This is a genomic window from Streptomyces sp. NBC_01116, from assembly GCF_041435495.1.
Classification (GTDB): domain Bacteria; phylum Actinomycetota; class Actinomycetes; order Streptomycetales; family Streptomycetaceae; genus Streptomyces.
In genome coordinates, this window is sequence record NZ_CP108644.1 from 7248459 (window position 1) to 7269079 (window position 20621).

A 20621-nucleotide genomic window follows, 5' to 3' on the forward strand; every position below is an offset into this window, starting at 1 on the left:
CGCGCGGACCCCAGCGGCCCCGACGTACGGCTCCAACTCCCCGTGCCCGTCCGGGATCACCTCCCGCACCTCCCTGGAGACACGCATGTCCTCCGCCCGACCCCGCAAGCAGCTCCATCTCAACGCCTTCCTCATGTCCACCGGACACCACGAGGCGTCCTGGCGGCTCCCCGAGAGTCCCGCCGAGGCCAACTCCGACATCGACCACTACAAGAACCTCGCCCGCATCGCCGAACGCGGCCGTCTCGACTCGCTGTTCCTCGCCGACAGCCCGGTCCTGATGGGTGACCCCGGGCGCCGGCCCGCCGCCAAACTGGAGCCCACCGTCCTGCTCACCGCGCTCGCCGGGGCCACCGAGCACATCGGGCTCATCGCCACCGCCTCCACCAGCTACAACGAGCCCTACAACCTGGCCCGCAGATTCGCCTCGCTGGACCACGTCTCCGGCGGCCGGGCCGGCTGGAACATCGTCACCACCGCCGGGGCCGACGCCGCCCGCAACTTCGGCCTGGACGACACTCCGCCGCACCGCGAGCGCTACCGCCGCGCCGCCGAGTTCGTGGAGGTCTCCACCAAGCTGTGGGACAGCTGGGCGGACGACGCCGTCGTCGCCGACAAGGCGAAGGGCGTCCACGCACTCGCCGAACGGGTCCGTGCCATCGGCCACCGGGGCGAGTTCTTCCGCGTCGACGGGCCCCTCAACGTCCAGCGTCCGCCGCAGGGTTACCCCTTGCTCGTGCAGGCCGGGTCCAGCGAGGACGGAAAGGACTTCGCCGCCCGGTACGCCGAGGCCGTGTTCACCGCGCAGCAGACCCTGGAGGAGGGCATCGCCTTCTACCGGGACGTCAAGGCGCGGGCGGCGGCCCACGGCCGGGACCCCGGCTCCGTCAAGATCCTGCCCGGCATCGTTCCCGTCATCGGCGACACCGAGGCCGAGGCGCACGAGCTGGACGCCGAGCTGGACCGCCTCATCGTCCCCGAGTACGCGAAGCGGCAGCTCGCCCTGAGCCTGAGGATCGCCCCGGACGACCTCGACCTCGACGCCGAACTCCCCGACGACATCCCGACCGAGGAAGAGATCGAGGGCGCCAAGAGCCGCTACACGCTCATCGTGGAGCTGGCCCGCCGCGAGCACCTGACCGTACGGCAGCTCATCGGGCGGCTCGGCGGCGGACGCGGCCATCGCACCTTCGCCGGCACCGCCGAACAGGTCGCCGACACCATCGAGCACTGGTACGACAGCGGGGCCGCCGACGGCTTCAACATCATGCCCGCGGTGCTCCCCTCGGGCCTGGAGATCTTCGTCGACCGGGTGGTCCCGATCCTCCAGGAACGCGGCCTGTTCCGCACCGAGTACACCGGCTCGACCCTCCGCGAGCACTACGGCCTGCCGCGCCCCGCCAACCGCCTCTTCGACGCCGTCGGCGCCCCGGAGCAGCTCGTCGAGGAGAGTGCCGCATGACCGGGTGGACCGCGCCGGCTCTCCACCGACCGCTTCCGGCAGGGTGAGGCCCGGCCGGGACGTTCTCGACCGGATCGACGAGAGCGTCCCGCCCGGCGCCGACCTGTCGGCGCTCGAAGCCGGTTACACCCCGGAGGTCCTCACCGACGCCTCCCTGCGCCGCCGTTCGGCCTGACGGCGCGGGGAGCGGGCCGGGGTCACTGGCGGATGCGGTCGCGGATCCAGACCCCGGCCTCCTTCAGGACCCCGGTCCCCGTCCAGGTGGTCCCGTTGCAGGTGCCGGTCTTGAAGACGGCTCCGGAACGGTGGTCGTCGGAGTAGTTCCAGTTGGTCCACGAGATCTTCTTGCGCTTCATCAGATCGAGGTAGCGCTGCGACATGGCGAAGTCGTTGGCGCCCTCGCCCGCGTAGTTCTGCGTGCCGAACTCGGTCACGAATACGGGCAGTTTGTCGGAGGCCCGGTCGAGCGCGCTCAGGTACTCCTCGCGGTGCGAGGCCGCGTAGAAGTGGAAGGTGTACATGATGTTCGAGGCGCGGACGGGGTTGTTCACGACCTCCGACTCGTTGGAGCCCTCGGAGACGCCGAAGGAGGACCAGGCGCGCGTCCCGACCAGGACCACCGCGTCGGGGTCCTGGGCCCGGATCACCGGGATGATCTGCTCGGCGTACGACTTGATGCCCGACCAGCTCACCCCCGAGGGCTCGTTGGCGATCTCGTAGAGCACACCCGGGTGGTTCTTGTACTTCTTCGCCATCGCGGTGAAGAAGGTCTTCGCCCGCGCCAGGTTCGCGTTCGGGTCGCCCGGGGAGAGCATGTGCCAGTCGATGACCGCGTACATGCCGCGTGCGTGCGCCGCGTCGATGAACTTCTGCGCACGGGCGGTGAATCCGGCCGGGTCGGTCTCGTACCCGCCCTCCTGTACGTAGGTGGAGACGCGCAGTACGTCGGCGCGCCAGTCCTGGGCCAGGGCGTTGAGTGATCCGTCCGTGACGCACTGGGCGTACCACTGGGTGCCGTGCGTGCTCATGCCGTTGAGGGCGACGGCCTGGCCGGAGTCGTTGCAGAGCTGACGGCCGCAGACGGAGAGCTGTCCGTTGGCGGCGAGCGGGGTGGCGGCCGTGGGTGCGGCGGCTGTGGGGGAGGAGGCGGGGGCCGGGGCGGCTCCCGCGCGGACGGGGGCCATCAGTGCGGTGACGACGCCGAGCGCGGACGCGGCGAGCAGGGCCTTGCGGGCCATCCTGCGGCGACCGGTCGTGGCGGCGGTGCCGGTGGGGGGCGTGGTGCGCTGGTGCATGGTGGTGCTCCCTTCGGAGGGGGGTGGGAGGCGCCATGTCGGCAGAACTGAAAGTAAAGCTTCCTTTCAATTGCCGTCAACAGTGTTGGGAAACTTTCCTGTCTATTAACACGCGTGGCGGAAGGGCCCGTTGGGGCCCTTCCGCCACGCGCCCGTCCTTGTGCGCCGGTGTACCGGCGTCCCGCCCGGCCCTCCCGGGTCGCTCAGCCCTGCCGCAGCGGGTAGACCGCCAGCGAGAACGAGTGGCCCGCCGGGTCCCCGTACACCCGCACGTCCCGGGGGCCGCTGTTGCTGTCGCCGGTGTCGACGGGCCGGGCCCCCAGCCCGATCGCCTCCCGCTCGGCCTCGTCGATGTTCTCGGAGGCGACCAGGATCCGCAGATGCGCCTGCTGGGAGTCCTCCGGGCGCGGCCAGCTCGGCGGGGCGTAGCCGTGGTCGCGGCGGATCGCCAGCCGGACGCCGTCGTTGCCGACGATCTCGACGAAATCGGGGTCGGAGCCTATCCGTATCTCCGCGTCGAGCAGACCGGCGTAGAACTCGGCCAGCTCCATCGGTTCGGCACAGTCAAGGACGAGGACGCTCGTTTTCTCCACAGTCATGCGGGAACCATTACCCCCGCCGGGCGTGGCCACGCCGTACCGGGCCCGTCCGGAAATCCGGAATCCGGGCCACCGGTGCGGACGCGTCCCGGGTGAGGAAACACCCCACGCGACCTAAGGTGCGAACCATGGCACGGAGCGCGGCGCATCCCGGGCCGGCCGGGGGCGAAGCCGCCCCGGACGGACCCGACCCCCGGCGTTGGCGGGCCCTGGCCGTCTGCCTGGTGGCGGGCTTCATGACCCTGCTGGACGTCTCCATCGTCAACGTGGCCCTCCCCTCGATCCGGGAGGGACTGAACACCCCCGAGTCCGACCTCCAATGGGTGCTCTCCGGCTACGCCCTCGCCTTCGGGCTCTTCCTCATCCCCGCCGGACGCCTGGGCGACGCGCGGGGCCGCCGGGCGGTCTTCATGGCGGGGCTCGCCCTCTTCACCCTGGCCTCCGCGGCCTGCGGGGCCGCCCAGTCCAGCATGTGGCTGGTGATCGCCCGTCTGGTGCAGGGCATCGCGGGCGGTCTGATCTCCCCGCAGATCTCCGCCCTGATCCAGCAGATGTTCTCCGGGCGCGAGCGCGGCCGGGCCTTCGGCATGTTCGGCACCGTCGTCGGCATCTCCACGGCCGTGGGCCCGCTGCTCGGCGGCCTGCTCATCCAGGCCGCCGGACCCGACCACGGCTGGCGCTGGGTCTTCTACGTCAACCTCCCGCTCGGCGCCGTCTGCCTCCTGCTCGCCCACCGGCTGCTCCCGGACACCCCGTCCGCCGGCCGGGTGCGGCCACGCGACCTGGACCCGGTGGGCGTCGTCCTGCTCGGGGCCGGGGTGCTGGCGCTGCTGCTGCCGTTCGTCCAGGCCCAGCAGTGGCCCGGAAACGCGAAGTGGCTGCTCCTCGTCCTGGCCGGGGCGCTGCTCGCCGCGTTCGTGGCCTGGGAGTCGCGCTGCACGGGCGGACGCATCCACCCGGTCCTGGACCTGTCGCTGTTCCGGCTGCGCTCCTTCTGGCTGGGCTGCCTGCTGATCCTGCTCTACTTCGCCGGGTTCACCTCGATCTTCTTCGTCACGACCCTCTACCTCCAGTCCGGCCTGGGCTACTCCGCCCTCCTGGCCGGACTCGCCATCACCCCCTTCGCCCTCGGCTCCGGCGTCGCCGCGTCCATCGGCGGCCGGCTCGTCGGGCGCTTCGGCCGCCCCCTCGTGGTGGCGGGCCTGGCCATGGTCGCGCTCGGCCTCGCCGGAACCGCGCTCGCCGTCCACCTGGTCCCCGGCAAGGAGGCGGGCTGGGCCATGGCCGCCCCGCTGCTCCTCGCCGGTCTCGGCAGCGGCCTGGTCATCGCCCCGAACCAGACCCTGACCCTCGCGGAGGTGCCGGTGGACCGGGCCGGAAGCGCCGGGGGCACCCTGCAGACCGGCCAGCGGGTCGGCTCCGCGATCGGGATCGCCGCCGTCGGCGCGGTGTTCTTCGCCCAGGTCGGCCCGGACGGCTGGGCCGACGCCTACGACCACGGGCTCGTCGTGTCCGTCGCCTTCGTACTGGCTGCCCTGATCGTGGCGCTGGCCGAGGTGGGCGCCGACCGGCGGGGCAGACGACGTACAGCACACGAACCGAGCGACGCATCGAGGAGCGCGGTATGAACGGCACGACAGCGGACAGCGGCGGAGCGGACAGCGCCGGGAGCGACGGCAACACCTCCTACGGCCACAAGCCGTTCAAGCGGTCCCGGAGCCACTTCGCCGACCGGATCACCGCCGACGGACGCGACGGCTGGCCCGTGGAACCTGGCCGCTACCGGCTCGTCGTGAGCCGCGCGTGCCCCTGGGCGAGCCGCGCCCTGGTCTCCCGGCGGCTCCTCGGCCTGGAGGACGCGCTGTCGCTCGCCGTCGCCGACCCCATCCAGGACGACCGCAGCTGGCGGTTCACCCTCGACCCGGGCGGCGCGGACCCGGTCCTCGGCATCCGCTATCTGAGCGAGGCCTACGACGCCCGGGAGCGCGGTTATCCCGGCGGTGTCAGCGTGCCCGCGATCGTGGACGTACCGAGCGGGAAGCTGGTCACCAACGACTACCAGCGGATCACCCTCGACCTCGCCACCGAATGGACCGCCCTGCACCGGCCCGGCGCCCCCGACCTCTACCCCGAACCGCTGCGCGACGAGATCGACGAGGTCATGGAGGGCGTCTACCGGGACGTCAACAACGGCGTGTACCGCGCGGGGTTCGCCAGCTCCCAGGAGGAGTACGAGGAGGCGTACGCAGCCCTGTTCCGCCGCCTCGACCTGGTCTCCGCCCGCCTCGCGGACCGCCGCTACCTGGTCGGCGACACCATCACCGAGGCCGACATCCGCCTCTTCACCACCCTGGTCCGCTTCGACGCCGTCTACCACGGCCACTTCAAGTGCAACCGGAACAAGCTGACCGAGGACCCCGTCCTGTGGGGTTACGTGCGCGACCTCTACCAGACGCCCGGATTCGGCGACACGGTCGACTTCGACCACATCAAGCGGCACTACTACCAGGTGCACACGGGTATCAACCCCACCGGCATCGTCCCCGTCGGCCCCGACCTCTCCGGCTGGACCGCTCCGCACCACCGCGAACAGCTCGGCGGGCGCCCGTTCGGCGACGGCACACCCCCGGGGCCCGTGCCCCCGGGCGAGCGGGTCACCCCCGTGACCGCCCCCTGACCCGGGCGTTCACCGAGGCGCGGACGGCGGTGGCGGTGGCGGTGGCGGTGGCGGTGGCGCGAGCGTGCCCGCCGCCAGCGGTGTACGGGCGAGCCGCACGCACCCCGCGGCGATCAGGGCCAGCGCCGCCAGCTCGGGCAGCAGCCACCAGCCGGTCCGCAGTTCCTCGCCGAACAACGTCACCCCGTACAGGATGCTGATCAGCGCGTCCCCCAGGGTCAGCATCGGCTGCACGGCCACCAGACTGCCCGCCTGAAGAGCGTTCTGGAGCAGGAACAGCGCGCCCACCCCGGCCGCCGCCGTCGCGTACAGCTGCCAGGACGCCAGCAGCGCCGGAGCGCCGCCGTCGTCGAGGTTCGCCATCGCGTCCTTCATCAGAGCGGCCGTCAGCGCGTAGCCGCACGCGGCGGCCAGCCCCAGCAGGGCGGCCCGCGGGTTGCCGCGCGTCCGCAGCGCCGCGCCGATCAGCGCCGCCTCGAACACAGCCCCGTCACCACCAGCGCCGGAATCCACGCCGCGTCCCGCACCGTGTCGCTGCCCTCGACCGGCGCTGCCGACACCATGCCGATCGCGAGGCCGACCGTGACGGCCGCGACGCCGTACCGGACGGCCCGGTCCACCCGGACCCGCATCACGAACCCGGCGATCAGCAGCGTCGCCGGAAGCTCGATCACGAAGATCGGCTGGACCACCGCGATCGGCCCGGTGGCCAGGGCGACCGCCTGGCAGACGGCCGCCACGATCACCAGCCCGATCCCCGCCAGCCACACCTTCTGCCGCAGCAGATGACCGATCAGGGAGAGCCGCATCGCCTCGCTGTCGGGCACCCGCATCGCCGCCCGGCGCTGGAGCACCGAGGCGGAACCGTTGCTGAGCGCGGTGAGGACGGCGAACAGGACACTGATCACGGTTCATCATGGAACCGGCCCCGGCCGGGACGCTCGGCGCACGCGTCCGGTGGGCGTAACGCACCCCCGCCCTCCCTTGCGGACCGTAACGGTCCGCAAGCCCCGGTAACGTGCGGACCATGGCAGCGAAGACGCACCGCACCGCCGCACACCCCACCGCCGCGCATTCCGGCGTCCTGTCCACCCGGGCGCTGAACCGGGCGACCCTGGACCGTCAGCTCCTGCTGCGCCGGTCGGAGAGGTCCGCGAAGGACGCGGTCGCCCACCTCCTCGGGCTCCAGGCCCAGAACACCAAGCCGCCGTACTACCAGCTGTACGCCCGGCTCGCGGACTTCGACCCCGAGGAACTGTCCGCTCTGATGGAGTCCCGCGAGGTGGTCCGGATCGTCACCCTCCGCTCCACCCTCCACACCCACACGGCTGACGACGCGCTCACCCTGCGCCCCCTGGTGCAGGCGGCACGCGAACGGGAGCTGAAGACCTTCCGGCGCCGGCTGGAAGGAGTGGACCTGGACCGGCTCGCGGCGGTGGCCGAGGAGCTGGTCGTGGAGCGCCCGCGCCCGGTGAAGGAGCTGCGGGAGGAACTGCTCGCCCACTGGCCGGACGCCGACCCCCTCGCGCTCACCGTCGCCGCCCGCTGCCTGCTGCCGCTCGTCCAGGTCACCCCGCGCGGGCTGTGGGGCCGGAGCGGAGGGGTCGCCCTGACCACCGTGGAGCACTGGCTGGGCCGGCCCGCCGAACCGGTGCCCGCGCCCGACGCCACCGTGCTGCGCTACCTCGGAGCGTTCGGCCCCGCCTCGGTGATGGACTTCCAGTCGTGGGCGGGGCTCACCCGCACGAAGGAGGTCTTCGAACGGCTCAGGCCCCGGCTGCTCACCTTCCGGGACGAGCGGGGCGTCGAGCTCTTCGACCTCCCGGACGCCCCGCGCCCCGACCCCGACACCCCGGCCCCGCCGCGCTTCCTGCCCGAGTTCGACAACCTCCTCCTCGGCCACGCCGACCGCACCCGCGTGATCGCCCCGGTGAACAAGGGGCGCAACGGGGTGGGCAACCAGGCGTACGGGTCCGTGCTGATCGACGGGTTCTTCGACGCCGTCTGGCGCGTCGAACGCGAGAGGGGCACCGCGATCCTGACCGTCCAGCCGCTGCGGAGCCTGGTCCGCGCCGAGCGCGCGGAGATCACCGAGGAGGCGGCGCGGATGCTGACCGTGATGACGGACGCGACCGACCACGACATCCGGTTCGGCACGTTCCTGGACCACGGCGACTGAGACCCCCGAGGCCCCGCGGCCCGCAGGTCAGGGCAGCAGCCCCGCCCGGCGGGCCGCCACCACGGCCTCCAGCCGCGTGTGCGCCCCCAACTTCCGCATCGCGGACCGCAGATAGCCCTTCACCGTCTCCGGCCGCAGCCCCAGCCGCTCGGCGGCCGCCGCGTTCGTCGCGCCCGCCGCCACACACGCCACCACATCCACCTCGCGCGGCGCGAGGCTGATCTCCCGGGCCGCGGGCGCCTTGGCGCCGGCCGCCGAGGCCAGCCGCCCGCAGACGTCCAGCAGTTCGTCGCGCAGGGCCGGGTCGACGACCCTCGGGGCCAGCGCGCGCAGTTCGCGGTGGGCCTCGCGCACGTCCTCCCAGGCCCCTGGGGCCGTGTCCGGATCGGTCACCTGCTCCCGGCCCGCCGCCAGCAACTGCCGCACCTCGTCCCGCACCGCGAGCGACTGCTCCACGTCACGGGCCGCCGCCACCATCGCGTCGAACGTCCGGTCGCCCAGCGTGACCGGCGTGCGCATCGCCCCGTACAGCACGCCCCGCACCGCACGCCGTACGACGACGGGGACCGCGACGACCGAGCGCAGCCCCTCCGCCGCCACCGCCGCGTCGTACTCGTGGCTGATGTGGCGCGCGGAGGCGTAGTCCGTCACCGCACAGGGCCGGGACAGCGCGATGGCCTTGCCGCCCAGGCCGCTCCCGGCGGAGATGACCAGCCCGCGCAACGCGCTGGTCTGCGCCCCGTTCAGCTCGGCGATCCGCGCATGGCGCGCGTCGGACAGCAGGCCGCCGAAGACCACGGGGAGCCCGCTCGTGCGGCGCAGTCTCAACAGCGCGGCCTGCATCTCGACCGCGTCGACCCGTTCCGGCACTCCGACGTCCTCCCGCCCGGCCCGTGCCGCTCTCCCCCGCACGGGGGAGCGGACCACCCCCGTCCGGGGGTGGTGAGACCTGGGTCACTGTTTACATGATGTTAGGCGACCGGTCCGTAATGAGGAGGGCACATGTCGGCAACCAGCGCTACCGAGACGTTCCGGGCCGCCCGGGACTTCCTGCTGGAGCACCGCGAGGACTACGAGCGGGCCTACGCGGGCTTCCGCTGGCCCCGGCCGGACCACTTCAACTGGGCCCTGGACTGGTTCGACGTCATCGCCGAGAACAACGACCGCACCGCCCTGCACATCGTGGAGGAGGACGGCCGGCGCACCGAGGTGTCCTTCGCGGCGATGTCGGAGCGCTCCGACCGGGCCGCCAACTGGCTGAAGGCCCAGGGCGTACGGGAGGGCGACCGCGTCCTCGTCATGCTCGGCAATCAGGCCGAGCTGTGGGAGACCGCCCTCGCCGCGATGAAGCTCCGCGCCGTCGTCATCCCCGCCACCCCGCTCCTCGGCCCCGCCGACCTGCGCGACCGGGTGGAGCGCGGGCGGGTGCGCCATGTGCTGGTGCGGGACGCGGACACCGCGAAGTTCGACGAGGTCCCCGGGGACTACACCCGGATCGCGGTGGGCGAGGAGGTGGCGGGCTGGCTGCCGTACGCGGGAGCGGCCGAGGCGTCCGCCACGTTCACGCCGGGCCGGGAGACGGACGCCGACGAGCCTTTGATGCTCTACTTCACCTCCGGCACCACCGCCAGCCCCAAGCTGGTCGAGCACACCCATGTGTCCTACCCCGTGGGCCACTTGTCGACGATGTACTGGATCGGGCTCAGGCCGGGCGACGTCCACCTGAACATCTCCTCGCCCGGCTGGGCCAAGCACGCCTGGTCGAACCTCTTCGCCCCGTGGACCGCCGAGGCCACCGTCTTCATCTTCAACTACACCCGCTTCGACGCGGGCCGTCTGATGGCGGAGATGGACCGCTCGGGCGTCACGAGCTTCTGCGCCCCGCCCACCGTCTGGCGCATGCTCATCCAGGCCGACCTGAGCCAGTTGACGACCCCGCCGCGCGAGGTCGTCGCGGCCGGCGAGCCGCTGAACCCGGAGGTCATCGAGACGGTCCGGCGGGAGTGGGGCGTCACCATCCGGGACGGGTTCGGCCAGACCGAGACCGCCGTCCAGGTCGCCAACACCCCCGGCCAGCTCCTCAAGACCGGCTCCATGGGCCGGCCGAGCCCCGGCTTCACCGTCGAACTGCTCGACCCGGTCAGCGGTCAGCCGGGGGCGACCGAGGGCGAGATCTCCCTCGATCTGGCCGACCGCCCGATCGGCCTGATGACCGGCTACCACGGCGACCCGGACCGCACCGCCGAGGCGATGGCGGGCGGCTACTACCGCACCGGGGACATCGGCGCACGCGACGCGGACGGCTACATCACCTATGTGGGCCGCGCCGACGACGTCTTCAAGGCCTCCGACTACAAGATCTCGCCCTTCGAGCTGGAGAGCGCCCTGCTGGAGCACGAGGCGGTCGCCGAGGCCGCCGTCGTGCCCGCCCCCGACCCGCTCCGCCTCGCCGTCCCGAAGGCGTACGTCGTCCTGGCGGAGGGCTGGGAGCCGGGGCCGGACACCGCGAAGGTCCTCTTCGCGCACTCCCGGGCGGTCCTCGCCCCGTACAAGCGCATCCGCAGGCTGGAGTTCGCGGAGCTGCCCAAGACCGTGTCCGGCAAGATCCGCCGCATCGAGCTGCGGGAGCGCACCGCCCTGGGCTCCGGCGCCGAGTTCGACGAGGGGGACCTCACATGAGCACCCAGGCGTACGCGCACGGCGTCGGCGGCACCGCGCTGCTCGGCGACACCATCGGCCGCAACCTCGACCGGACGGCCGCGGTGCACGGTGACCGCGAGGCGCTGGTCGACATGGCCTCGGGCCGACGCTGGACGTACACCGAACTCGTCGCGGACGTCGACATGGTGGCCCGCGCCCTGATGGCGTCGGGGGTGGCGAAGGGTGACCGGGTCGGCATCTGGGCGGTCAACTGCCCCGAGTGGGTGCTCGTCCAGTACGCCACGGCCCGGATCGGTGCCGTCATGGTCACCATCAACCCCGCCTACCGCGCCCACGAGGTGGAGTTCGTCCTCAAACAGGCGGGCGTCTGCCTGCTGGTCGCCTCCCTCTCCCACCGCACCAGCGACTACCGGGCCCTCGTCGAACAGGTCCGCGCCGACTGCCCCGGCCTCCGGGCCGTCCACTACATCGGCGACCCGTCCTGGGACGAGCTGACCGCCGCCGCGCCCGCCGTCACCCGGGAGCGACTGGCCGCCCGCGAGGCGGAGCTGTCCTGCGACGACCCGATCAACATCCAGTACACCTCGGGCACCACGGGCTTCCCCAAGGGAGCGACGCTCTCCCACCACAACATCCTCAACAACGGCTACTTCGTGGGGGAGACGATCGCGTACACGGAGGCCGACCGGATCTGCCTCCCGGTCCCCTTCTACCACTGCTTCGGCATGGTGATGGGCAACCTCGCCAGCACCTCGCACGGCGCCTGCGTCGTGATCCCGGGACCGTCCTTCGAGCCCGCCGCCGTGCTGACCGCCGTCCAGCAGGAGCGCTGCACCTCGCTGTACGGCGTGCCCACCATGTTCATCGCCGAGCTGAACCTGCCGGACTTCGCCGCGTACGACCTCTCCTCGCTGCGCACCGGGATCATGGCCGGTTCTCCCTGCCCGGCCGAGGTGATGAAGCGGGTCGTCGCCGAGATGCACATGGCCGAGGTGTCCATCTGCTACGGGATGACGGAGACGTCCCCGGTCTCCACCCAGACCCGCCGCGACGACGACCTGGACCGCCGCACCGGCACGGTGGGCCGCGCGTTGCCGCACATCGAGGTCAAGGTCGTCGACCCGGTCACCGGTGTCACGCTGCCGCGCGGCAGCGCCGGTGAACTGCGCACCCGCGGCTACAGCGTGATGCTCGGCTACTGGGACCAGCCCGACCGCACCGCCGAAGTCGTCGACGCCGGGCGGTGGATGCACACGGGGGACCTCGCGGTGATGCGCGAGGACGGTTACGTCCAGGTCGTCGGCCGGATCAAGGACATGATCATCCGGGGTGGCGAGAACGTGTATCCACGGGAGATCGAGGAGTTCCTGTACGGCCATCCGAAGGTCGCCGACGTCCAGGTGGTCGGGGTGCCGGACGAGCGTTACGGCGAGGAGATCCTGGCCTGCGTCATCGCCCGCGACCCCGCCGACCCGCCCACCCTGGAGGAGATCTCCGCGTACTGCCGGGAGCGGCTCGCGCACTACAAGATCCCGCGCAGGCTGCGGATCCTGGAGACCTTCCCGATGACGGTGAGCGGCAAGGTCCGCAAGATCGAACTGCGCGAGACGTACGCGGACTGAGCGGGCGCACGCGGACCGAGCGGACAGGCGTGCGGCGGGGCGGGCGGACGGGCGGTGGGTCAGGCGGCTTCGACGATGTCGTGGTCGCCCCGGGTCGCCGCCGCCCATTCGATCAGCAGCACTTCGTACGTCGCGGACTCCATCTCGGACCAGTCCTGCCCGGAGGCGTCGACGAGGGCGCGGATCGCCTCGTTGGCCTGCTCGGCGGCGGGTCCGGGGCGGTCTGCGGGAAAGGAGCTGTCGGGGAGTAAAGCCATGCGCACAGCTTACGGGCTGCCACTGACAGCGACGGCCTCCACCGTGTCAGGGGCCGCCGAGGCGTCCGGCATACGCGGAATCCTCACGGCCCCCGCGGCGCCCGACGGCCGGTCTGCGGGCGCCAGTTCGCGCCGCATGCAGACCCGGGGCCAGCGGTCCAGGCCGTGCTGGGCCTCCTCGGCCCGGATCGCGCGCAGCCCGTCGGTGAGTTCGGGATCGGTCAGGATCCGGAAGCCGATGCGGGCGTAGTACGGGGCGTTCCACGGCACATCGGTGAAGGTGGTCAGGGTGAGCGCCGCCATGCCCCGGGGCGCGGCCAGGGCGGCGAGATGGGCGATCAGGTCCCGGCCGATGCCCCGGCGGGCTGCGGCGGGGTCGACCGAGACCTGCTCGATGTGCAGGGCGTCGTCGACGGGGTCGGCGAGCACATAGCCGAGCGGCCGGTCGCCGCTGCCGGAGAGGGGGTCGGTGGCCACCCAGCAGCGGCCTGCCTGCCGGTAGCTCTCCAGCAGGTCGAGCGGGGGCGGATCGTCGTCGGCCACGAAGGCCATGCCCAAGTCCCGGAACGGTTCCCCTGCGGCGCGCTCGATGTCCTGGAGCAGCGGGAGATCCGAGCGTCTGGCGGAGCGGATACGCATGTACTCAGTGTGCCGCGCCGGACGGCGGACCGGTACGAAGTGGCCGGATCAGGATGTCCGCGGGACCGCCGGACGGCCCCGGAACACACGTCCAGGAGCCTCCTAGGTCCTGTCGTCGAACTGCCGTCGTCGCCCGGAGGGCGGCCCTGCGGGGTCAGGCGGCAGTTCGACGACAGGGCCCAGGGCTGCTCGTGGCCGTCGACGTTCAGGCGCCCGTGCTCACCAGCTCGTCCGCGGGGCTGTTCACCGGCTGGGGGCTCCCGGTGAGGTCCATGACGAAGAGCGGGAGTCCGACGCCGTCCGCGCGGGCCCCGGCGTCGGCCGCGTATCCCGCGAGGGAGAAGAACACCCCGGTCGCCGATGTGCTGAGCGCGTTGAGCCAGAGGGTCTCGACCGCGCGGAGCGTCGTCGGCCGGGTGCTGGAGTCGACCCGCGCGATCAGCCCGTCCGCACGCAGGTCGATCCCGGAGGCCGGGCCGGCTCCGGGCCTGCCGACGTCGCGGTAGCCCAGCCAGGTCAGATAGAGGCCGGCCGCGCTCACCGCGTCGTGGCCCGTGCGGATCGTCATCGGCCGGAAGGCCGGGCGCGGGTGCGCGGCGGTGCGCGGCAGCGGGATGTGGGCGGGGGAGACCGGCGCGGCCGGGTCCGGTGCGCCGGCCACCGGGCGTACCGGTATCCGCAGGACGGTCCCGCACGGGCAGCACAGCTCGGGCTGGGGCCACTGGTTCTCCCGGGCGCAGGACGCGCAGCGGACGGTGACCCACGCGTCGTTCCAGCTGCGGTGGGCGACCCGGACCGCCGGGGCGCCGCGCAGCAGCGGCGGGGCGGTGGGCGTCCCGCACGGGCAGGGGTAGGCCGGTGTTCTGTAGGCGTGGTCCCGGTTGCAGACAGGGCACCGGACCGGCACGGACTCCACGATCGTCTCCCTCCGGCACGGTTGCGCGGCCGACCGCGCTCCGTGCCTCCCTCGTCACGCCATCGTCCACCAGGAGCGGGGCTCTGGGGAGGGGGTCGGCGGACTTCGTGGGGGCGGGTGGCCGTCCGCGCCCTTGACGGGGGTCGTTCCACGTTTTAGATTGCTTCCGTATAGCAGAACCGAATTTCCGTAATGCGGAATTGGTGCTCTCAGGTGGCGCGACAGAGCCCGACTCCACCAATCCCGAGCAGGAGCACTCAATGCCTCGTATGACCGCTGCCCGAGCGGCAGTTGAGATCCTCAAGCGCGAAGGCGTCAGCAACGCGTTCGGTGTGCCGGGTGCGGCGATCAACCCCTTCTACGCGGCCCTCAAGGCCTCCGGCGGGGTGCAGCACACGCTGGCCCGGCACGTCGAGGGCGCCTCCCACATGGCCGAGGGCTACACCCGGGCCAAGGCCGGCAACATCGGCGTCTGCATCGGCACGTCGGGCCCGGCGGGCACCGACATGATCACCGGTCTGTACTCCGCCATCGCCGACTCCATCCCGATCCTGTGCATCACCGGCCAGGCGCCGACCGCCGTCCTGCACAAGGAGGACTTCCAGGCCGTCGACATCGCCTCGATCGCCAAGCCGGTCACCAAGGCGGCGACCACCGTCCTGGAGGCCGCGCAGGTCCCCGGCGTCTTCCAGCAGGCCTTCCACCTGATGCGCACCGGCCGGCCCGGCCCGGTCCTCATCGACCTGCCGATCGACGTCCAGCTCACCGAGATCGAGTTCGACCCCGAGCTGTACGAGCCCCTCCCGGTGCACAAGCCCGCGGCCTCCCGCAAGCAGATCGAGCGGGCGGTCCAGATGCTGAACGCCTCGGAGCGCCCGCTGCTCGTCGCGGGCGGCGGCATCATCAACGCCGACGCCTCCGAACTCCTGGTGGAGTTCGCCGAGCTGACCGGCGTCCCGGTGGTCCCGACCCTGATGGGCTGGGGCATCCTCCCCGACGACCACGAGCTGAACGCCGGCATGGTGGGCCTCCAGACCTCGCACCGCTACGGCAACGCGAACTTCCTGGAGTCCGACTTCGTCCTCGGCATCGGCAACCGCTGGGCCAACCGCCACACCGGCAAGCTGGACGTCTACACCCAGGGCCGCACCTTCGTCCACGTCGACATCGAGCCCACCCAGCTCGGCAAGATCTTCGCCCCGGACCTCGGCATCGCCTCCGACGCCAAGGCCGCGCTGACGCTCTTCGTCGAGGTGGCGCGCGAGCTGAAGGCGAAGGGCGAGCTGAAGGACCGTTCGGCCTGGGCCGCGTCCACGCAGGAGCGCAGGGCGACCCTCCAGCGCCGCACCCACTTCGACAACGTGCCGCTGAAGCCGCAGCGCGTGTACGAGGAGATGAACCGGGCGTTCGGCCCCGAGACCCGTTACGTCACCACGATCGGCCTCTCCCAGATCGCCGGCGCGCAGATGCTGCACGTCTACAGGCCGCGCCACTGGATCAACTGCGGCCAGGCGGGCCCCCTCGGCTGGACGATCCCGGCCGCGCTGGGCGTCGCCACCGCGGACCCGGAGGGCACGGTCGTCGCCCTCTCCGGCGACTACGACTTCCAGTTCATGCTGGAGGAGCTGGCCGTCGGCGCGCAGCACCGCATCCCGTACGTCCACGTCCTGGTGAACAACTCCTACCTGGGGCTCATCCGCCAGGCGCAGCGCAACTTCGACATCGACTTCCAGGTCAACCTGGAGTTCGAGAACCTCAACTCCCCGGAGCTGGGCGTCTACGGCGTGGACCACGTCAAGGTCGTCGAGGGACTCGGCTGCAAGGCGATCCGGGTCACCGAGCCGGACCAGCTGCTGCCGGCCTTCGAGGAGGCGAAGAAGCTCGCCGCGGAGTTCCGGGTGCCGGTGGTCGTCGAGGCGATCCTGGAGCGGGTCACGAACATCGCGATGAGCGGCAGTGACATCGCGTCGGTCAACGAGTTCGAGGACATCGCCACGGACGCGTCCCACGCGCCCACCGCGATCCGCCCCCTGACGGCGTCCTGACGGACTCACCCGCACACGGCGAGGGCCCCTGGCCCGGAGGTTCACTCCGGACCAGGGGCCCTCGCCGTGCCCTCCCTCGGACGCGGAGAGCCGCACCACTCGAACGGGGGACGCGTCTTCGGGCCATGATTGCGCGGCACGGAGATGGCCCGCGAACACCCCTCCCCGCGGGCGCTCCGCCCCTCCCCGCGGGCGCTCCGCCCCTCCCCGCGAGCGCTCCGCCCCTCCCGGCGGACGGACAGCGGTCGCCCGCCGACGGGACCCGCCGGCGCCGGGCCGCGGACCACGCGGTTCAGGCCTGCCGCCGCGTCCTCGCACGTGACCGGAATACGGCGTCCGTGCGGCAGGACGCGGTCTCCTGATCAGGAAAGCGGATTCCCCGCCCGAACCGCCGGGGAGGGTGTCGGACGCGGCCCGTCGGACGCGGGCTCCCGGAGTCGGCCCGATGCCGTCCACCGACCCCCGACGAGTCGCACGCGTCTGCCCGACGGACGGCGACGCACCACCGAAGAAGGAGAAGCCCCAGCATGTCCACAGTCACGACGTCCGGAATCTGGACCGCCGTCAGCCCCGCCCCGCCCAACCTCGCCGGTCTCGGCGCCGACCACGTCCACTGGGGCGTTCCCGTCGGCGGAGGCAAGAGCGGCTACGTGTTCGCCGGCGGAACGGTCGAGGCGAAGGTCGACGGCGCGGAGTTCACGCTGGGCACCTTCACCCACCAGAACTTCCCCATCCAGGGCGGGGCGGACAACCGGTTCGCCGTCGATCTCGCGGTGGGCGTCCGGTTCGAGGAGGACGACACCGACCGGGACTTCACCTTCCGTTTCCACCACTTCGAGACGCCCAACGACGGCCCCACCCCCGACGACGAGGTCGACCTCCCCACGAGGGTGTCCCCGGAGAGCGTGACCATCGACGGCGAGGAGTACGCCGTCGTGATCACCGGCTTCAAGCAGAACGGCCAGATCGTCAACAAGTTCATCAGCCCGGAGAACGGCGCCAACAGCGCCCACATCGTCGCCGCGCTCTCCCGCGTGGGCGCTCCGGACGTGGTCATCGCCGATATCCGCTACAAGGGCGCGGTCAAGCGCACCCAGGCCGACGAGTACGTCGAGATCGTCAACCGGGGCACGGCCCCCGGGGACATCTCCGGCTGGACCCTCTTCGCCGACGACCCCGGCCAGAACTTCACCTTCCCGCCGAACACCGTGCTCCAGCCCGGCCAACGGATCCGTATCTACACCAACGAGGTCCACCCCGAGTGGGGCGGCCACGTCTACGGCAGTGGACGCCCCCTCTGGAACGACAAGGGCGACACCGCCCGCCTGCGCGACACCGACGACACCGTCGTCTCCGACTACAGCTACGGCGCCGGGACCCCCTGACCTCGGGTCCTCCCCGGCCCAGGGCCCGGGGCCGCGCACGCGGAAGGGCGCGGAGTACGGGACCGTATCCGTACTCCGCGCCCTCGTTGGGGAGCGACAGAGGTGTCGCCGGGTGACAGGGACCGCGGCGGCGGCGATCGGCCCGGGGGAGGGCGTCTCCTTCAGGTCAGGAGACGGTCCCCGGGTCCTTCACCACCGCACTGGCATCGCTCGACCGCCGCGGCCTCGTCGTCCTGCCCGTGCCGCGCGGCACCCCTCATCCGGGTGCGCGGTACGGGCAGGGTCCAGGGGGAAGGTCAGTCCTCGCGCAGGGCGCGGACGGCCTTCTCGACGCGCTTGCCGTAGTCGGCGTCGGCGGCGTGGAAGTGGGCGAGGTTCTTCTCGATCACGTCGTCGCGGGTGACCTGCGAGAGGCCTCCGGTGATGTTCGCGACCAGGCGGCCCTTCTCGTCCTCCGACATGAGCCGGAAGAGTTCGCCCGCCTGGAAGAAGTCGTCGTCCTTGGTGTGGGCGGGCGCCTCGTGGGTGCCCGTCCAGCCGTGGATCGCCAGCGGCGCGGCGAGCGCCGCGTCGGTCTGCGCCGGACCGGCGTACGAGTTGGGCTCGTAGTTCTTGTCGTGGCGCGAGCCGTTGCGGGTCGCGTGGACGCCGTCGCGGCCGTAGTTGTCGACGACGGCGGTCCGCGGGGCGTTCACCGGCAGGTGGGTGTGGTTGACGCCCAGGCGGTAGCGGTGCGCGTCCGCGTAGGCGAACAGCCGGCCCTGGAGCATCTTGTCCGGGGACGGACCGATGCCGGGCACGAAGTTGTTCGGCGAGAACGCGGCCTGCTCGACCTCGGCGAAGACGTTGTCCGGGTTGCGGTCCAGCACCAGGCGGCCGACCCGCTGGAGCGGGTAGTCGCTGTGCGGCCACACCTTGGTGAGGTCGAACGGGTTGAACCGGTAGTCGGCGGCGTCGGCGGCCGGCATCACCTGGACGTGCAGCGTCCAGGAGGGGTTGACGCCGCGCTCGATGGCCTGGAGCAGGTCCGTCTGGTGCGAGTTGGCGTCCTTGCCGACGAGCTCGGCGGCCTGGTCGGCGGAGAGGGACCGCACGCCCTGGTTCGTCTTGAAGTGGTACTTGACGAAGAAGGCCTCGCCCGCGGCGTTCGTCCACTGGTAGGTGTGCGAGCCGTAGCCGTTCATGTGACGGTACGAGGCGGGGATGCCGCGGTCGCCCATCAGCCAGGTGACCTGGTGCGTCGCCTCGGGGGCGTGCGCCCAGAAATCCCAGACGTTGTCCGGCTCCTGCTTGCCCGTGAACGGGTCGCGCTTCTGCGAGTGGATGAAGTCGGGGAACTTGATCGGGTCCTTGATGAAGAACACCGGGGTGTTGTTCCCGACCAGGTCGTAATTGCCCTCGTCCGTGTAGAACTTGAGGGCGAAGCCGCGCGGGTCGCGCACCGCGTCCGCGCCGCCGAGCGAGTCGGCGACGGTCGAGAAGCGGATGAACGTCTCGGTGCGCTTGCCCACCTCGGAGAGGAAGTCGGCGCGGGTGAAGCCCGTGACGTCGTCGGTGACCTCGAAGTAGCCGTACGCGCCGGAACCGCGGGCGTGCACCACGCGCTCCGGGATGCGCTCACGGTTGAAGCGGGCGAGCTTCTCCAGGAGGTGCTGGTCCTGGAGGAGGATCGGCCCGCCGACACCGGCGGTGGCGGAGTTCTGGTTGTCGGCGACCGGGGCGCCTGACTCGGTCGTGAGCACACGCTTAGCCATGTGGCGGGATGACCTTTCGTACGAGCTGCTGACGGCTTGAGGAGCGTAGAATCGCCGCGAGACAACGTCAACAGTTTGTTGAAAACGAAGTGTGTGGTTCCGGGCCGCGGCAGCGCCTGGGCGCGACAGGACAGGTGTCAGCGCCACCGCGGCCCGGAGATCAGGGGGCCCGTTCGTGCGGGCCGTGGCCCCGTACGAGGCCGGGGGCTCCTTGCGGAGCGAGGGGTCAGACCTGGGAGCCGGACAGCCGCTCGACCGAGCGCAGCAGTGCCGAGTGGTCCAGGCCGCCGTCGCCCTGGGCGCGCAGCGAGGCGACCAGCTGGGCGACCACTCCGCCGACGGGCAGGGCCGCGCCGACGTTGCGGGCGGCGTCCGTGACGATGCCCATGTCCTTGTGGTGCAGGTCGATCCGGAAGCCGGGGGCGAAGTCCCGCTTCAGGAAGTTGTCCTTCTTGCGGGTCAGTACGGTCGAGCCGGCGAGGCCGCCGCCCAGGACGTCCAGCGCTGCGGCGAGGTCGACGCCGGACTTCTCCAGGAAGACCACGGCCTCGGCGCAGGCCTGGATGTTGACCGCGACGATCAGCTGGTTGGCCGCCTTCACCGTCTGGCCGGAGCCGTGCGGGCCGCAGAGCACGATGGTCTTGCCCAGCGCCTCCAGCAGCGGCTTCGCGGCGTCGAAGTCCGCCTGCTCGCCGCCGACCATGATGGACAGGACCGCCTCGATGGCGCCGGCCTCGCCGCCGGAGACCGGTGCGTCCAGGACCCGGATGCCCTTCTCGGAGGCGTTCTTGGCGAGGTCCACGGAGGTCTGCGGGGTGATGGAGGACATGTCCACCAGCAGCGCGCCGCGCTTGGCGTTCTCCAGGATGCCGTCGGGGCCGTAGGAGATGGCCTCGACCTGCGGGGAGGCGGGCACCATCGTGATGACGACATCCGCGTCCTCGACCGCGTCCGCGATCGAGGAGGCGCCGGTGCCGCCGGCCGCGACCAGCCGGTCGACCTTGTCCTGCTCCAGGGTGTATCCGGTGACGTCGTAACCGGCCTTGATCAGGTTCTCGGACATGGGGGAGCCCATGATGCCGAGGCCGATCCACGCAACCTTGGGGAGGTTGTTGCTCATGAGGGTGCCT

The 20621-nt window shown here is 71.8% G+C and carries 17 protein-coding genes and 1 pseudogene; 9 read left to right on the plus strand and 9 right to left on the minus strand.

All coding sequences use genetic code 11. From position 1 onward, the window contains the following. Positions 1 to 85 precede the first annotated feature (85 nt). Together OG245_RS31760 and OG245_RS31765 are read left to right on the plus strand one after the other, a co-directional pair. Positions 86 to 1462, plus strand: coding sequence for an LLM class flavin-dependent oxidoreductase (locus tag OG245_RS31760; RefSeq protein ID WP_371626776.1), 1377 nt, complete (start codon positions 86 to 88; stop codon positions 1460 to 1462). A 43-nt stretch (positions 1463 to 1505) separates the two neighbouring features. After that, positions 1506 to 1637 (plus strand): hypothetical protein, encoded by a 132-nt coding sequence (locus OG245_RS31765; RefSeq protein WP_371626777.1) that lies wholly within the window; start codon positions 1506 to 1508, stop codon positions 1635 to 1637. 22 nt (positions 1638 to 1659) lie between these two features. Here OG245_RS31765 and OG245_RS31770 read toward each other — a convergent pair whose 3' ends face one another. Further along, positions 1660 to 2757 (minus strand): glycoside hydrolase family 5 protein, encoded by a 1098-nt coding sequence (locus tag OG245_RS31770; RefSeq protein WP_371626778.1) that lies wholly within the window; start codon positions 2755 to 2757, stop codon positions 1660 to 1662. Positions 2758 to 2960: 203 nt separating this feature from the next. After that, positions 2961 to 3356 carry a VOC family protein gene (locus OG245_RS31775; protein ID WP_371626779.1) on the minus strand — a complete coding sequence of 132 codons (396 nt, stop codon included), beginning with the start codon at positions 3354 to 3356 and terminating at the stop codon, positions 2961 to 2963. 128 nt (positions 3357 to 3484) lie between these two features. On the opposite strand from OG245_RS31775, the gene OG245_RS31780 reads away from it, so the two are divergent. Then, positions 3485 to 4984 (plus strand): MFS transporter, encoded by a 1500-nt coding sequence (locus OG245_RS31780; protein ID WP_371626780.1) that lies wholly within the window; start codon positions 3485 to 3487, stop codon positions 4982 to 4984. Next, on the plus strand, positions 4981 to 6033 hold the full coding sequence (locus OG245_RS31785) for a glutathione S-transferase family protein (RefSeq protein ID WP_371626781.1): 1053 nt from the start codon (positions 4981 to 4983) through the stop codon (positions 6031 to 6033). The genes OG245_RS31780 and OG245_RS31785 overlap by 4 nt, the downstream gene beginning before the upstream one ends. A gap of 9 nt (positions 6034 to 6042) precedes the next feature. On the opposite strand, the pseudogene OG245_RS31790 reads toward OG245_RS31785, so the two are convergent. Further along, a pseudogene (locus OG245_RS31790) lies at positions 6043 to 6941 on the minus strand (DMT family transporter). 119 nt (positions 6942 to 7060) lie between these two features. Between OG245_RS31790 and OG245_RS31795 the strand changes: the two are divergent. Beyond that, on the plus strand, positions 7061 to 8212 hold the full coding sequence (locus OG245_RS31795; protein WP_371626782.1) for a winged helix DNA-binding domain-containing protein: 1152 nt from the start codon (positions 7061 to 7063) through the stop codon (positions 8210 to 8212). A gap of 27 nt (positions 8213 to 8239) precedes the next feature. Here OG245_RS31795 and OG245_RS31800 read toward each other — a convergent pair whose 3' ends face one another. Further along, positions 8240 to 9082 (minus strand): response regulator transcription factor, encoded by an 843-nt coding sequence (locus OG245_RS31800; RefSeq protein ID WP_371626783.1) that lies wholly within the window; start codon positions 9080 to 9082, stop codon positions 8240 to 8242. Positions 9083 to 9214: 132 nt separating this feature from the next. Between OG245_RS31800 and OG245_RS31805 the strand changes: the two genes are divergently transcribed. Both OG245_RS31805 and OG245_RS31810 read left to right on the plus strand, forming a co-directional pair. After that, a complete protein-coding gene (locus tag OG245_RS31805; RefSeq protein WP_371626784.1) occupies positions 9215 to 10891 on the plus strand; it encodes an AMP-binding protein in 1677 nt (558 codons plus the stop codon). Beyond that, positions 10888 to 12495: an AMP-binding protein gene (locus OG245_RS31810; RefSeq protein WP_371626785.1), complete on the plus strand. Its 1608-nt coding sequence runs from the start codon at positions 10888 to 10890 to the stop codon at positions 12493 to 12495. The genes OG245_RS31805 and OG245_RS31810 overlap by 4 nt, the downstream gene beginning before the upstream one ends. Positions 12496 to 12554: 59 nt before the next feature. On the opposite strand, the gene OG245_RS31815 is transcribed toward OG245_RS31810, so the two are convergent. The 3 genes from OG245_RS31815 to OG245_RS31825 form a co-directional block, all read right to left on the minus strand. Continuing rightward, complete coding sequence (locus OG245_RS31815) at positions 12555 to 12752, minus strand: hypothetical protein (RefSeq protein ID WP_371626786.1); 198 nt, start codon at positions 12750 to 12752, stop codon at positions 12555 to 12557. Positions 12753 to 12761: 9 nt separating this feature from the next. Further along, a complete protein-coding gene (locus OG245_RS31820; RefSeq protein ID WP_371626787.1) occupies positions 12762 to 13391 on the minus strand; it encodes a GNAT family N-acetyltransferase in 630 nt (209 codons plus the stop codon). Positions 13392 to 13596: 205 nt separating this feature from the next. Then, a complete protein-coding gene (locus tag OG245_RS31825) occupies positions 13597 to 14307 on the minus strand; it encodes a hypothetical protein (protein WP_371626788.1) in 711 nt (236 codons plus the stop codon). A gap of 260 nt (positions 14308 to 14567) precedes the next feature. On the opposite strand from OG245_RS31825, the gene gcl reads away from it, so the two are divergent. Both gcl and OG245_RS31835 read left to right on the plus strand, forming a co-directional pair. Further along, positions 14568 to 16352: a glyoxylate carboligase gene (gcl, locus tag OG245_RS31830; RefSeq protein WP_371626789.1), complete on the plus strand. Its 1785-nt coding sequence runs from the start codon at positions 14568 to 14570 to the stop codon at positions 16350 to 16352. A gap of 527 nt (positions 16353 to 16879) precedes the next feature. Then, the gene (locus OG245_RS31835; protein ID WP_371626790.1) at positions 16880 to 17737 is read left to right on the plus strand and encodes a choice-of-anchor K domain-containing protein; all 858 of its coding nucleotides are present in this window, start codon (positions 16880 to 16882) and stop codon (positions 17735 to 17737) included. Between the two features lie 296 nt (positions 17738 to 18033). Here the strand turns inward: OG245_RS31835 and OG245_RS31840 are convergent, their stop codons facing one another. Both OG245_RS31840 and OG245_RS31845 read right to left on the minus strand, forming a co-directional pair. After that, on the minus strand, positions 18034 to 19491 hold the full coding sequence (locus tag OG245_RS31840) for a catalase (protein ID WP_371626791.1): 1458 nt from the start codon (positions 19489 to 19491) through the stop codon (positions 18034 to 18036). A 226-nt stretch (positions 19492 to 19717) separates the two neighbouring features. Continuing rightward, on the minus strand, positions 19718 to 20611 hold the full coding sequence (locus OG245_RS31845; protein WP_371626792.1) for a 2-hydroxy-3-oxopropionate reductase: 894 nt from the start codon (positions 20609 to 20611) through the stop codon (positions 19718 to 19720). Positions 20612 to 20621: the final 10 nt, after the last annotated feature.